Source organism: Pseudohongiella sp. SYSU M77423 (assembly GCF_029911965.1).
Classification (GTDB): Bacteria; Pseudomonadota; Gammaproteobacteria; order Pseudomonadales; family Pseudohongiellaceae; genus Pseudohongiella.
The window spans coordinates 138,282-150,953 of sequence record NZ_JARYTH010000003.1; the positions used below are offsets into that span (position 1 = coordinate 138,282).

Genomic DNA, 12,672 nt, shown 5'->3' on the forward strand with positions numbered 1-12,672 from the left:
CCAAGACCGCTGATACGTGTGGAAGAAGATATAATTGAAACGGGCGCTCGTCCAGTTTTTCATCTCTCTATACATACCTCTGTGGCAATAAGCAGACACATTTCATCTTAATTGTTACAGGCTGTTGCAATTATTCCTTTATTGGGGGATTATTCAAGCGTTCCAGAAGTTTGTGGTAGGAACTGGCGTTACGATTGGTGACGGGCTAAAGGTTTGCTACCCACGACCTCCGCACTCCGATTGTCGCGTCCTGGCAGTATAGATACGTCTCAGACAATAAAAATACTAAGGAGTGATATATGCGATTCCACGTGCCCCATCGGCGCAGACTTCTCTGCACAGCAATCTCCCTTTCATTACTTCCACTGGCTGGTCAGGGCTTTGCTCAACAGCAGGAAAGCGGTGTCGAAGTGGAAGAGGTGGTTGTCACCGGTTCCTTTATCCGTCGAAGCGAAGGTTTCACCCAGGCCTCCCAGGTCACCCAGATTTCGGCTGACGATCTTCAGGACGAAGGTACCATGAACCTCGGCGAAGTTATTCAGAACATGTCTTTCGTCGGTGGTCCTTCTTCATCCGTTACCAACACTATTCAGGGTACCAGTTCACGCAGCACCAACATTGACCTGCGTGGTCTTGGCCCTCGCTCTACGCTGACCCTGATGGACGGCAAGCGTATAGCCAACGAAAACGTCAACATGATGATCCCCACGATCGCCATTTCGCGCATTGATATCGTGGCTGACGGTGCTGCGGCACTGTACGGCAACGAAGCGGTGGCCGGTGTGGTCAACTTTGTTCCGTTTACCTCCTACGATGGCGTCAAGATTGAAGCCTATGGTGAACAGGATTCCCGCGGTGACTACGATGAAGAGTCGCTGCAGATGCTGTGGGGTACCGACATCGGTGACCTGAACCTGGTGCTTGCCGGGCAGTACCGTCAGAACAGCCGACTGGGCTGGGATGAACGGCCCTATCTGGCTCAGGCCGGTCTGAACTATTCGTCTAACGCGCCAGGTAACTATGTGGTGCCTGTGCGAGATGCCAACGGGCAGTACACGGGCGCGCGCGCGAACCGTCCTGATCCTAACTGTGCGCCGGCATCGGAGCGTCAGTCATATGTCGCTGGCGCTAACAACAACCCGTACGGCATGCTGTTCGGCACCACCTGTTTCTTCGATTTCGGTGACACACGTAGCTACCGGGAACCATCACAAACCGGTTCCATCTTCGCTAATGCCACCTGGGATGTCAGCGACGACCTGACTCTTCGTGCGCAGTATTTCAATACTCGTATGGCTGAGCGTGCGTTCACGTCAACCTCCAACCCGGGTAACTCACGGATTGGTGAACTGATGACTATCCGGGGTGAGATACCGGGTAACCCCTTCATGGCCAGAAACTCGGCCGGTGCGCAGCTTTACGGTGTGGACACCAATGGCGATGGCGTGCCAGATCGCGGCAGCGTTGACCGTAACAACGACGGCTTGATGGACTATATTGTATCTGGCACCACACCAAACGGTGTGCCACTGCGTGAGGACGTGCGTCCACGTACGTTGCGTCCGATCAACAAGACGCATACACCATCAGACGGTCATACCCAGGACATGGACAACATCTCTGACCTGACAGACCATAACAGCCGCTTCATGCTGCAGGCCGACTTTACAGTGCCCATGCTGGAAGGCTGGGAAGGTATGGCGGCATATGCCCAGAACTACAACAAGATTCGCTACATGTCGAACCAGAACTACGACATCACCGCGATGAACCAGGGACTTGCCTGTGACGTGGTCAACGACCGCGATGCCTGCTACAACCCCTTCTTTGTAGTGGATCAGGCCAACAACAACTCTGTTCATGTGATGAATGCCATTGCTGCACGTTCCAAGGAAGAGAGTGAAGAATGGCTGAACACCATCGATATCGTGTTAAACGGTGAAATATTCCCAAGCAGCCTGCAGCTGCCGGGCGGTACCATTGGTGCCGCGGTGGGTTATCAGCGTCGTGACGATAAGTACACCAACACGCCGTCAGTTCATGAGATTCGTGGTGTTACCTGGATCGGCAGCCCGATACCAGAAAATGTCACATCAGGTAGCCGTGAGGTGGATGCCTACTTCCTCGAGCTGGCACTGCCAGTCTTGAGCAACGTTGAAGTGGAAGCGGCGGTGCGTCGCGAAGACTTCAGCACAGGTCAAGAGTCTACCGACCCGAAATTCGGTGTGACCTGGGCGGCCACTGACTGGTTGAGTCTGCGCGCGACGACTGGTGATGCATTCATTGCACCAACCATTTCCCAGCTGCTGGATCCGGTAAGCTGTGGTCTGTCCACCGTAACTGACCGCTTCTCGTCGTTCTCGGCGTTCACCACGGCCTGTTCGGGTGGTAACCCCAATCTGGAGAACGAGGTGTCTACCTCACAGCAGCTCGGTTTCGACCTGGCATTTGGCAACTTCGACATGTCAGTCACCTGGAACGAGACAGACTTTGAAAACCGTATTGTGGGTATCACTGGCCAGCAGGTCATGAATGCCGACTTTGAAGCCTTCAAAGCCTGGTCCGGATTTACCGGAAGTGGTGTAGGTGCGGCGAACCAGCCATCACGTGCGCAGCTGCAGGCGTGGCTGAACAGTGGTCTGAGCAACCCGGACATCATTCGTGACCCGAACGACCTGGGTACTGTTCTGCAGGTTACTTCACCTGGCAGCGTGAACGCTCAGAGCGTGAAAGTAACCGCGTATGACATCCAGGGTAACTACAACATGAGTCTGCGTGACTGGGGTGATCTGCGTTTCAACCTGCAGGCTACCTATATTGATGAGTTCCTGTATCAGGACGACGTTGATAGCCCGGTCATTGATGGTGTTGGAAAAACCAACCTGTTGACCGGTACCGCACCGGCGCTGCCCGAGCTGAAAGCCAACCTGCGCATTGGCTGGACGCTCGACAATCACGCGGTCACGGGCACTGTACGCTACGTCGGTGCTACGGACTGGGACGGCACTGACTACACACGTATCATCGCCTGGTTTGCCAACACCAATCCAAACCCGTCTATCGTAGGCGGTGAAATCCGCGCCTGGACAGACTTCGACCTGGCTTACACCTACCGCGGCTACAACCTGTACGGCGGTGAGCTGGCGTTCACACTGGGTTCACGCAACCTGTTCGATCGTCAGGCTCAGCGTACTCCGGACTTTGCCGGCGTCATGGGTGAGCTGCAGGATCCAATGGGTCGCTCAATCTACGCCCGCGCGGTATACGAGTTCTAATACCGCAAGTGATGGGCGTCTGATCTGCAATGGTCTGATCGGGCGCCCACTAACTGCGAGACGTAAAGACTCATGCAAAAAGGCCCCTCGGGGCCTTTTTCATTTGGGTGTGGTGCAAAGATATGATTTTATCGTGAGAAGAAGGTGTCGAGATTTCTCTGCCTGACAGCCTGGTCTCAGGGTTTGATAAGTCCAGCCCGTATCGCGATGATTGCCAGCTCGGCACTGTTCGACGCATTGAGCTTCTGTTTGATGTTGTAAAGGTGAGTCCCGATAGTGCGGGGGCTCAATGACATGGCATCAGCTATTTCCTGCACAGATCGGCCTTTGGCGAGTTCCAGAAAGACCTTGAACTCTTTTTCGCTCAGTGCATCCAGTGGATTTTTTGACCCGGACACCTGCTCAACAGCCATTGCCTGCGCAATCTCTGGTTCCAGATAGACCTGTCCCTTGTGCACGGCACGAACCGCCTGCATCAGTACATCAGCTGCCGAGCGTTTGGTCACGTAGCCTGAAGCACCCGCTTTTAGTACGCGTCGGGCGTGCATGATATCTTCATGGGCAGACAGTACCAGAATTCTCTGCTGCGGATTTTTCGCGAGCACTCTTCCGATGGCTTCCAGCCCGCCCATGCCCGGCATGGAGATGTCCATGATCAGTACATCTGGAGCCAGTGTGTGAAGCTGTTTCAGCGCGTCCTCTCCACTCTGGGCTTCGCCGAGCACCTCGATATCATCGGAGCCTTGCAGCAATAGCTTGAAGCCCATGCGGACGACAGCATGATCGTCCACCAACATGACACTAATCTTTTTCATGGCTTCATTTCTTCCTGACCCACGGGTAGTTCAGCGCGGATGGTTGTTCCGCTCTCAGGCTTGGACTCAAAGCTGACTTCGCCGCCGAAAGCCTGCACGCGTTCCTTGATACCTGCCAGACCGAAACGGCGAGTCTCTGCAAAGTCCTCACTGAGCCCTTTGCCGTCATCGCGGATGACGATCTTGAGGCGATCCGCCTTTTGCGCCTCATGCTTTTCTGCCTGCATCGACAATGACACCTGGACATTTACGGCATCGGCGTGTTTGACCACATTGGTCAGCGACTCCTGCACCACACGATAGACAGTGATATTAACGTTTTCATTATACTGATTAAGTGCATCCTCAGTGGTCAGCACGATATTGAGTTGAGGATGCTGTTTCTGATACTGCGAGACCAGGTCGTCGATGGCATCATTCAATCCCAGGTGATCCAGCGCGCTGGGTCGTAGCTGGCGGATCATCGAGTGAACCACATCATAAATATGTGATGCCACCTCAATAATGGTTCTTGCATTGCGTCGGGTTTCTTCGTTTTCAGAGTCGCTGCGGTTGGCAATGGTGGTGCCGACCGTCTTGATGGCAGTAATGCATTGTCCAAGTTCGTCGTGCAGCTCTCTGGCAATCGCGCGGCGCTCTTCCTCAAGTTTCACCTGTATCAACTGCGTGAAACGTCGGTTCTGTTCCAGCTCTTTCTCTGCAGCCAGACGCTGCTGCTCTTCCCGGGCGAGCCGGGCGTTTTCAATCAGTGCCTCCTGCAGCGACGAGGCCATGCGATTAAACGTCTGTGAGATCGCATTGAATTCCGGCAGGTCGTAGTGCTGCAGTCGGACGTCGTAGTTGCCTCGTTCCATTTCGGTCAGAGCCGTGACAATGTCGTTCAGTGGTTTTAGCGTGCGGCCCAGAATCTGGTAGACCGCAATATTCAGCAGGATAATGATGGCGAGCACGAACAGAGCAAACTGCCAAAGCTCATCCCAGGCGTCGAGTACCGATCTTGAAGAGTCAGGTGTAATCAGTATGGAGCCACCGGGAACCGGCAGCCTGACTTCACTGGTATCCGGAGCCACCAGGGCGCTGAACCATTCAGGAGCCCACCGGCCCTGTTTGTAGTCCGATGGCGGGGACTCATATATCAGTTCATTATTGGTGTCATAAATGCGTACTTCATTGGCGCGCACGCGACCAACATTCCTCATGTAGTCAACCAGGCTGGCCATCGGGTCTGATATTTGTGTCAGTTCCAGCGGTGAAGGCGTGATAGCCTGCAGCAGTTGAATGGCAACCCGGGTGCCGGCCTCAATCTCCTGGTCTATTGATCGGCGCTTGTAATCAATCAGCATATAGGCCATGACCGCCAGGCAGGCGATGCCGACCAGGGAAATACTCAGGCCAACCCGAAAGCGCAGATTCATATCAGCCTCTTATTCCTTGATTCGCAACAGGTCGCGCATCGCATCTGTTTCTTCGCGTAATGCGCTGGCCATGCTATCGGAAAGTCCGCTATGCCCGGCCTTGCCTACCAGGCGAAAGCGGGCGTCAGGTAGTTGCTCGCTCAGTTGCCATGCGGTGATCGGCGGACAGACCATGTCCAGCGCGCCCTGAACGATTGTCACGGGCATGCTGAGAGACGCTGCACTGTTCAGCAATGAAACATCCGCTATAAAACAGTGATGCTTTAGGTAATGCAACTGGATTCTGGCACGATTCAATAAGGCCTGACTCGGCTGCAGTTCCGTTGCCGAAGATTGCCCGTTTGACTCAACACCGATGCTCATAATCTGCATTTCATAGTTTACCCAGCGCACAGCTGCCTCGCTCGCGAGTCTTTCATCACTGCTGAACACGGCTTCATGATATGACTGGATCAGGTCGTCTGACATACCGTCGGTCAACTGCTGGAATGCGGCTGGAGCAAAGCGTGACAGGCCGTTGGTGAACCACTCTACTTCCTCGTCTGTCGCCAGGAACACGCCACGCAGAATCATGGCAGCCACATATTGTGGAAATTTTCGCGCATAGGCGAGTGCCAACGCGCTGCCCCAGGAACCGCCAAAAAGCATCATCCTGCCTTCGATGCCAAGAATCTCTCTCAGAGCGTTAATGTCTTTAATTAGTGCCTGAGTGTTGTTGTCGCGTGTTTCCCCTGCCGGTCGAGACTGCCCGCAGCCGCGCTGGTCGAACAGCACAACGTCGAAGAACTCGGGATCGAAATAGCGTCGGTGATTGGCGTTGATCTGACTGCCGGGCCCACCGTGCAGGAACACAACAGGGTATCCGCCTTTGCGTCCGCAACGTTCAACGTAGAGTGAATGGCTTGGCGATACCTGGATCCATTGTTTCTCCCTGGGCTCAATATGTGGATAAAGCGTGTTGATATGACCCCCTGGCTATTCGGAATGGCTTGTAAGTTGTTATGAAGACGGCACTTTTTTACAGGGTTGAGATGGTTTTGCCAATAGTGGGCGGCGCAATCTAATGAAAATCATGAGTCGCAATTGCTGATAATGCGGCTGCCTGAACGCTCCCCTCAGGGCAACAATCAAGATGCTTCAGACGCCGGTCGATGTGTTCTTCTGGCGCCGTAGCCCCGCTTAGCCGGGAAAACCCATTTACCACGGAGATTACACTATGTGGACTAAACCTGCTTACACCGAAATGCGTTATGGCTTTGAAGTCACCATGTACTTCGCCAACCGTTAATTTTCAATTAATGGTGAAACCACAAAGAGAAAGCAGCCGGCAACAATGACTGCTTTCTCTTTGTTTTTGGCCAAGGATACCCTATGAGAGTTCATGTCCTGGGTTCCGCTGCGGGCGGCGGCTTTCCGCAGTGGAATTGCAACTGTCCGAACTGTGATGGTTTGCGCAAAGGTACTATCAAAGCCACAGCTCGCACCCAGTCTTCAATTGCGGTCAGCAGCGATAACATCAACTGGCTGCTGTTCAATACATCACCCGACATTCTGGCGCAGTTTCAACAGTTCCCGGAGTTGCAGCCTGGGCGCGCGATTCGCGACACCGCTATACGTGGCATTGTTTTGATGGATGCGCAGATCGATCACACCACTGGCCTGTTCATGCTAAGGGAAGGCAAAACGCCACTGGATATCTATTGCACGGACATGGTCCACGAGGATCTGACCAGGGGCAACCCGATATTCAATGTGCTGGGGCATTTTTGTGGTGTGACCTGGCATCAGATTCCCACAGCAGCGGGCAGTAGCTTTGAAGTAGAAGGTATTGATGACATCCGCATTACGGCTGTGCCACTCAGCAGCAAGGCGCCGCCATTCTCTCCGCACCGTCACGACCCGCACGAAGGTGACAATATTGGTATCCAGCTGGAAGACACGCGCAGCGGCAAGAAGCTTTTTTATGCGCCCGGGCTGGCATCAATTGAACCACATCTGCTGCCGTTCATGCAGCAGGCCGATTGCCTGATGGTGGATGGCACCTGCTGGACGAACGATGAAATGCAGGCACTTGGGATCAGCAATAAACTCTCTCTTGATATGGGACACATGCCTCAGTCAGGCCCGGACGGTATGATCGAGGCATTGAAACAGTTTTCTGCCTCAAAAAAGATACTTATCCATATCAACAACACCAACCCTATCCTGCGCGAGGATTCACGTGAGCGAGCGATGCTGCAGCAGGAGAGAATCGATGTGGCCTTTGATGGCATGGACTTCAGTCTTTGAGTTCCACGTTTCCGCTTAATGCAGGAGTTTTCCATGACAGCTGATACTGCTGCACCCTGGTCAGTAGAAGAGTTTGAGGCCCGCCTGCGTGCCAAAGAAAAGAATTACCATATTTTTCATCCATTCCACATAGCCATGAACAGTGGGCAGTGTACTAAAGCCCAGGTGCAGGGGTGGGTGCTGAATCGTTTTTATTATCAGGTCATGATTCCCATAAAAGACGCAGCTGTGATGTCGAACATGCCTGACAAAGAGCATCGACGTTTGTGGGTGCAGCGCATTCTCGATCATGATGGTCTGGAAGGTGAAGACGGTGGCATCGAGGCCTGGCTGACATTGGCTGAAGCGGTTGGTCTCGCGCGCGATGACGTATTGTCGCTTAAAAAAGTGACACCCGGCGTTAAGTTTGCTGTTGATGCCTACGTCAACTTTGCCAGAAATTCTCCCTGGCAGGAGGCAGTGTGTTCCTCGCTGACCGAGTTGTTTGCACCCACCATCCACCAGAAGCGACTCGACAGCTGGCCCGAACATTATCCGTGGATCGATGCCAGCGGATATCAATATTTCCGCAAACGACTGTCTGAGGCGCGGCGTGATGTTGAGCATGGCCTGCGGGTCACGCTTGCTCACTTCAGGACAAGAGCGGAGCAGGAAAAGGCACTGAATATTCTGCAATTCAAACTCAATGTGCTCTGGACCATGCTGGATGCCATGCAGGTTACTTACGGCATTGGCGAGTCCAACACTGGTGCAATTGCGAGGATGAGTCAATGAGCCTTGATACCAGCCAGCCACTTAAGCTCGCCAGGCAATACAAACTGCAATGGGAAAAAGTACAGGATGCCTGGGTGCTTTTGTACCCCGAAGGAATGGTCAAGCTGACCGGCAGCGCCGGTGAAATTCTTACGCGTATCGATGGCGAGCGCAGCGCGCAGGACATAATTGCCAATCTTCAGGCAGCATTTCCTGGCGCTGACCTGCATCAGGATGTCATCGATTTTCTGGAGCATGCCCATGACAAAGGCTGGATCACCCCTGTCTGACACTATCAAGCCACCTCTGTGGGTCAATGCAGAAATCACCTATAAGTGTCCGTTGCACTGCGTGTTTTGTTACAACCCGCTGAATTATGCCTCGACTTTCGAGAAGGAGTTGTCGACGGATCAGTGGCTGAAGGCTTTACGCGAGGCGCGTGAGCTGGGCGCTGTGCAGCTGGGCATCTCTGGAGGTGAGCCACTGATGCGTGACGATTGCGAAGAGATTGTCGCCGAGGCCAGCAAGATGGGTTATTACGTCAACCTGCTTACTTCCGGGATAGGGTTGACTGAGGAGCGTATTGCCGCATTCAAGGCGGGTGGTCTGGATCAGATTCAGCTGTCCTTTCAGGATTCCACCAAAGAAATGAACGATTTCCTGTCCAGTACCCGGACATTTGATCTTAAACGGAAAGTCGCCCGGCTGATCAAGCAATACGACTACCCCATGGTGCTGAACGTAGTCCTGCATCGTCTGAATATCGACCACATTGAACAGATTTTACAGATGGCCGAGGAAATGGAAGCCGACCATGTTGAGCTGGCCAACAGCCAGTACTATGCATGGGCGCTGAAGAACCGTGAGCAGCTGATGCCGAGTCGCGAACAGCTTGAACACGCCGAAGCCGTCTGTAATCAATTTCGCGTGCGCCTGGGCAACAAGATGAAATTGTACTTTGTGGTGCCGGATTATTATCAGGACCGGCCCAAAGCCTGCATGAACGGCTGGGGTACCGTGTTTCTTAATATTGCCCCCGATGGGCTTGCCTTGCCCTGCCATGAGGCGCGCATGCTACCGGGGCTGGAGTTTCCCAATCTGCGCGACCACGATGTACGCACTATCTGGTATGAGTCGGAAGCATTTAATGCCTACCGGGGTGACAGCTGGATGAAGGAACCCTGTCGCAGCTGTGACGAAAAGCAAAATGACTTTGGTGGCTGCCGCTGTCAGGCCTATATGCTGACGGGCGATGCGCGCAACGCGGATCCGGTATGCAGTAAATCCCCACACCATTCCCTCGTTACTCATCAGGTGGCCCTGGCACAGCGAGCACAGTCCACAGACGACGAAGTGCGGCCGGTGATCATTTTTCGTGACGATAAAAACTCTCGCGCATTCGTGAACGAATGATGATGGAGCCGGGTGGCTTTACGCTTGTTAGTTGTCGCACCTCATAAGTGCAGGTCCCGATGGAATCGTCTATAACCCGTAAGAGAGTCGAGATTTTCGGCTCGATTAAGATTCTACAGGAGATCGTCTAATGAGAGAGCTTACGGAAAGCGAAATCGCAATGGTTGGCGGTGGGAATGTATGGCAGTTCGTAAAGAATACTGCGCTGGGAGGCGCTGTATGGGATAGTGTGAAGTTTGTCGGGTCCTGGGCTGCAGATACATTCCTCGCCAGTGACGGTTCAAGTGGGTCTCGTTACCCAATCGAAGATTGTCAGGAATGTAGCTGATATTCATTGTCGCCGACCAGTCAAACGCCGAGCGATGACTGGTTGGCCAGGAGCATTTGCTGATGCGACTTTCTTGGTTTTATGTCGTTCTTGCCGTTTGGAGCGCCGTCTTTTTCTTCTTTGTTCAAGCATTCTTCGCGCCATTGCTGGATGCCCAAATTCGGCCCTCAGCAGACGCGTTGTCAGCAGGCGGGTTCATTGTCACAGTAGGCTTTCTGTGGGCCTCCATTAAGCCAGGCGGGAGTGGCCCACTTCACGTAAGGGTTGCTGCGAGGGTAGTTTTCTTCGTCACTTACGTGGCTTATGAGTTGATGTTTGGACAGGCAATATTTGGTGTGATTGATTGGTTGTTACTTGCATTCTGTTGTCTTATAACAATTGCCCCACTACTATTCGAATCACGACGTTCTATACGCTCACGATGAATTTTCTATGTGGCAAAGTGGAAGATGGCGTGATAGCGATATAAACTCTGGTGTTAGTGAATGCTTCTCCAGCCCAAGCTTGTGTTTAGATAACACTTCTGATCAGTCTGCGGTTCATGGATTCCACAAGCTATATTGTCATTCTTTTCCTCTGCCTGATTGTCGTGGCCGTCTTTCTTTGGCTTTTTGTCTACCCCGCCTGGCGTCGCCAGCGCCTGGAGGCAACACCCTTCCCTGTAGAGTGGGATAAGATCGTTCAGCAACGACTGCCGTTCTATGGAGCGATGTCACCAGAACTAAAAAGGGCACTGCAGGTCCGGATCGCACACTTTATTGCTGACAAGCGTTTTGAGGGCTGTGCCGGTCAGGTGATTGATGATGATGTTAAGGTCAGTATTGCTGCCCAGGCCTGTCTGCTTATCCTCAACCGGCCCAGCGACTATTATTCTGAGTTGCGAACCATTCTGGTGTATCCGGCCGGGTTTGTGGTTCGGCATGACAATGTCGATGAGTACGGGCTGGTATCACAGGATGCGCACGCACTTTCAGGGGAGTCGTGGAGCAATGGGCGCATTGTCCTGTCCTGGGAGGATGTCAAGCACGGCGCCAGTGACTTCCGAGATGGCACCAATGTCGTTCTGCATGAATTTGCCCACCAGCTCGACCATCAAAGTGGCGCTACCAATGGGGCGCCGCTGCTGACAGACCGTCATTCGAATCAGCAATGGGCCGCCGTATTCAGCGCAGAGTTTGAACGCCTGCAGGCGCTGGCGATGTCCTACGACACTGACTTTATTCAGATGATTAATGACGAAGTGCTGGACTTCTATGGCGCTACCGAACCGGCGGAGTTCTTTGCAGTGGCGACCGAGGCATTTTTCGAGAAGCCAGGTGAGCTTGCCGTGCAGCACCCGCAACTCTTTGAACAACTTCAAAATTATTACGGCATCGATCCGCGTTTGTGGGGACACTGACACGGGCCCACAGACTCGTCAGTTGCAGCCGCATGGATGCAAAGACGTCGAATTTGCTGTATAACTTATGTCGCAAGCGATATAAATTGCGAGTCACCCACACGATTTCAGAAATCGTCAACAACAGAGAGAATTCAAATGAGAAAGTTGATCAGCCTGACAACGGTGTTGCTCCTGGCAAATTATTTCGTTGCTGCGGTGCCGGCAGCAACTGCACAGAGCGCGGGCATGGAAAACGCCGCGCCGATGCCCGAATTCACCATTTACCACCTTGAGGGGCGCCGTTCAGAGCGCCTGGTCTGGCTTATGGAAGAGCTGGGTCTGCCATACGAGCTGGAATTCACGCGTGGCGATCTGGCTGCGTCCATGGCAGCCATTCGCGCCATCAACCCTGACATGCCAGTGGCGCCAACCGTCGTATACGATGGTCAGGTGCTGGTTGAGTCGGGTGCCATTATCGAAATGATTCTTGCCCGCCATGGGGGTGGCCGCCTGGTTCCACCGCTGGACTCCCCGGATTTTGCGACGCACCTGATGTGGATTCATTACTCCGAGGGTTCACTGGCTGCGCGCGCCATCGCCGACTATCGCGTCTGGCAGATCCAGCCGCCAACAGCCCGCTCGCCGCTGGTTGATTCAGAGGCTGTGGTACAGTTCGCGGAAAATTTTCTTGATGACAAACCCTGGTTCGGCGGTGAAGACTTTTCGGCGGCCGATATCATGATGCTGTTTCCATTGAACTTCGCCTTTGTGCTGAATATCGTTGACAGCACGCAATTTCCCAATATCAACGCCTGGATGGAAAAAGTCACAGCCCGGCCGGCCTATCAGGCCATGCTGGATAAAGCACGTCCCGATGGCATGATTGGCTCATTGCCAGCGCTGCCCGCCCATGCACCGTCGGGACCTCGCTAGAAATTTAACGTACGCGTCGGCTGCCGGGCTGGGTTGGGCTTGTGTCTAACTCGCCCTGGTTCAGCCGTCT

11 protein-coding genes are annotated in these 12,672 nt (G+C 53.5%); 8 read left to right on the forward strand and 3 right to left on the reverse strand.

Annotation, left to right across the window (positions count from 1 at the left end):
• Positions 1 to 299: 299 nt before the first annotated feature.
• A complete protein-coding gene (locus tag QGM61_RS08305; protein WP_281132662.1) occupies positions 300 to 3,275 on the forward strand; it encodes a TonB-dependent receptor domain-containing protein in 2,976 nt (991 codons plus the stop codon).
• 176 nt (positions 3,276 to 3,451) lie between these two features.
• Here QGM61_RS08305 and QGM61_RS08310 read toward each other — a convergent pair whose 3' ends face one another.
• Genes QGM61_RS08310 through pip form a run of 3 tightly spaced genes read right to left on the reverse strand, consistent with a single transcriptional unit; the run spans position 3,452 to position 6,468 of the window.
• Positions 3,452 to 4,090, reverse strand: coding sequence for a response regulator transcription factor (locus QGM61_RS08310; protein ID WP_281132663.1), 639 nt, complete (start codon positions 4,088 to 4,090; stop codon positions 3,452 to 3,454).
• Positions 4,087 to 5,505 (reverse strand): HAMP domain-containing sensor histidine kinase, encoded by a 1,419-nt coding sequence (locus QGM61_RS08315; RefSeq protein WP_281132664.1) that lies wholly within the window; start codon positions 5,503 to 5,505, stop codon positions 4,087 to 4,089. The genes QGM61_RS08310 and QGM61_RS08315 overlap by 4 nt, the downstream gene beginning before the upstream one ends.
• Positions 5,506 to 5,514: 9 nt before the next feature.
• Positions 5,515 to 6,468 carry a prolyl aminopeptidase gene (gene pip / locus QGM61_RS08320; protein ID WP_317622174.1) on the reverse strand — a complete coding sequence of 318 codons (954 nt, stop codon included), beginning with the start codon at positions 6,466 to 6,468 and terminating at the stop codon, positions 5,515 to 5,517.
• A gap of 253 nt (positions 6,469 to 6,721) precedes the next feature.
• On the opposite strand from pip, the gene pqqA reads away from it, so the two are divergent.
• From pqqA to QGM61_RS08355, 7 genes are all read left to right on the forward strand, one after another.
• Complete coding sequence (gene pqqA / locus QGM61_RS08325; protein ID WP_156412798.1) at positions 6,722 to 6,793, forward strand: pyrroloquinoline quinone precursor peptide PqqA; 72 nt, start codon at positions 6,722 to 6,724, stop codon at positions 6,791 to 6,793.
• Between the two features lie 83 nt (positions 6,794 to 6,876).
• Entirely contained in the window at positions 6,877 to 7,794 is a 918-nt protein-coding gene (pqqB, locus tag QGM61_RS08330) for a pyrroloquinoline quinone biosynthesis protein PqqB (protein ID WP_281132665.1), read from the forward strand.
• Positions 7,795 to 7,827: 33 nt separating this feature from the next.
• Positions 7,828 to 8,568, forward strand: coding sequence for a pyrroloquinoline-quinone synthase PqqC (gene pqqC / locus QGM61_RS08335; protein WP_281132666.1), 741 nt, complete (start codon positions 7,828 to 7,830; stop codon positions 8,566 to 8,568).
• Entirely contained in the window at positions 8,565 to 8,837 is a 273-nt protein-coding gene (gene pqqD / locus QGM61_RS08340) for a pyrroloquinoline quinone biosynthesis peptide chaperone PqqD (RefSeq protein WP_281132667.1), read from the forward strand. The genes pqqC and pqqD overlap by 4 nt, the downstream gene beginning before the upstream one ends.
• Entirely contained in the window at positions 8,809 to 9,960 is a 1,152-nt protein-coding gene (gene pqqE / locus QGM61_RS08345; RefSeq protein WP_281132668.1) for a pyrroloquinoline quinone biosynthesis protein PqqE, read from the forward strand. Before pqqD ends, pqqE begins: the two co-directional genes overlap by 29 nt.
• An 869-nt stretch (positions 9,961 to 10,829) precedes the next feature.
• Positions 10,830 to 11,687: a zinc-dependent peptidase gene (locus QGM61_RS08350; RefSeq protein WP_281132669.1), complete on the forward strand. Its 858-nt coding sequence runs from the start codon at positions 10,830 to 10,832 to the stop codon at positions 11,685 to 11,687.
• A gap of 138 nt (positions 11,688 to 11,825) precedes the next feature.
• Positions 11,826 to 12,602 carry a glutathione S-transferase family protein gene (locus QGM61_RS08355; protein ID WP_281132670.1) on the forward strand — a complete coding sequence of 259 codons (777 nt, stop codon included), beginning with the start codon at positions 11,826 to 11,828 and terminating at the stop codon, positions 12,600 to 12,602.
• Positions 12,603 to 12,672: the final 70 nt, after the last annotated feature.

What these genes read in the sequence shown, in the direction of transcription:
- QGM61_RS08305 (WP_281132662.1), top strand. Translation starts at nt 300, where the DNA reads ATGCGATTCCACGTGCCCCATCGGCGCAGACTTCTCTGCACAGCAATC.
- QGM61_RS08310 (WP_281132663.1), bottom strand. Translation starts at nt 4,090, where the DNA reads ATGAAAAAGATTAGTGTCATGTTGGTGGACGATCATGCTGTCGTCCGC.
- QGM61_RS08315 (WP_281132664.1), bottom strand. Translation starts at nt 5,505, where the DNA reads ATGAATCTGCGCTTTCGGGTTGGCCTGAGTATTTCCCTGGTCGGCATC.
- pqqB (WP_281132665.1), top strand. Translation starts at nt 6,877, where the DNA reads ATGAGAGTTCATGTCCTGGGTTCCGCTGCGGGCGGCGGCTTTCCGCAG.
- pqqC (WP_281132666.1), top strand. Translation starts at nt 7,828, where the DNA reads ATGACAGCTGATACTGCTGCACCCTGGTCAGTAGAAGAGTTTGAGGCC.
- pqqD (WP_281132667.1), top strand. Translation starts at nt 8,565, where the DNA reads ATGAGCCTTGATACCAGCCAGCCACTTAAGCTCGCCAGGCAATACAAA.
- pqqE (WP_281132668.1), top strand. Translation starts at nt 8,809, where the DNA reads ATGACAAAGGCTGGATCACCCCTGTCTGACACTATCAAGCCACCTCTG.
- QGM61_RS08350 (WP_281132669.1), top strand. Translation starts at nt 10,830, where the DNA reads ATGGATTCCACAAGCTATATTGTCATTCTTTTCCTCTGCCTGATTGTC.
- QGM61_RS08355 (WP_281132670.1), top strand. Translation starts at nt 11,826, where the DNA reads ATGAGAAAGTTGATCAGCCTGACAACGGTGTTGCTCCTGGCAAATTAT.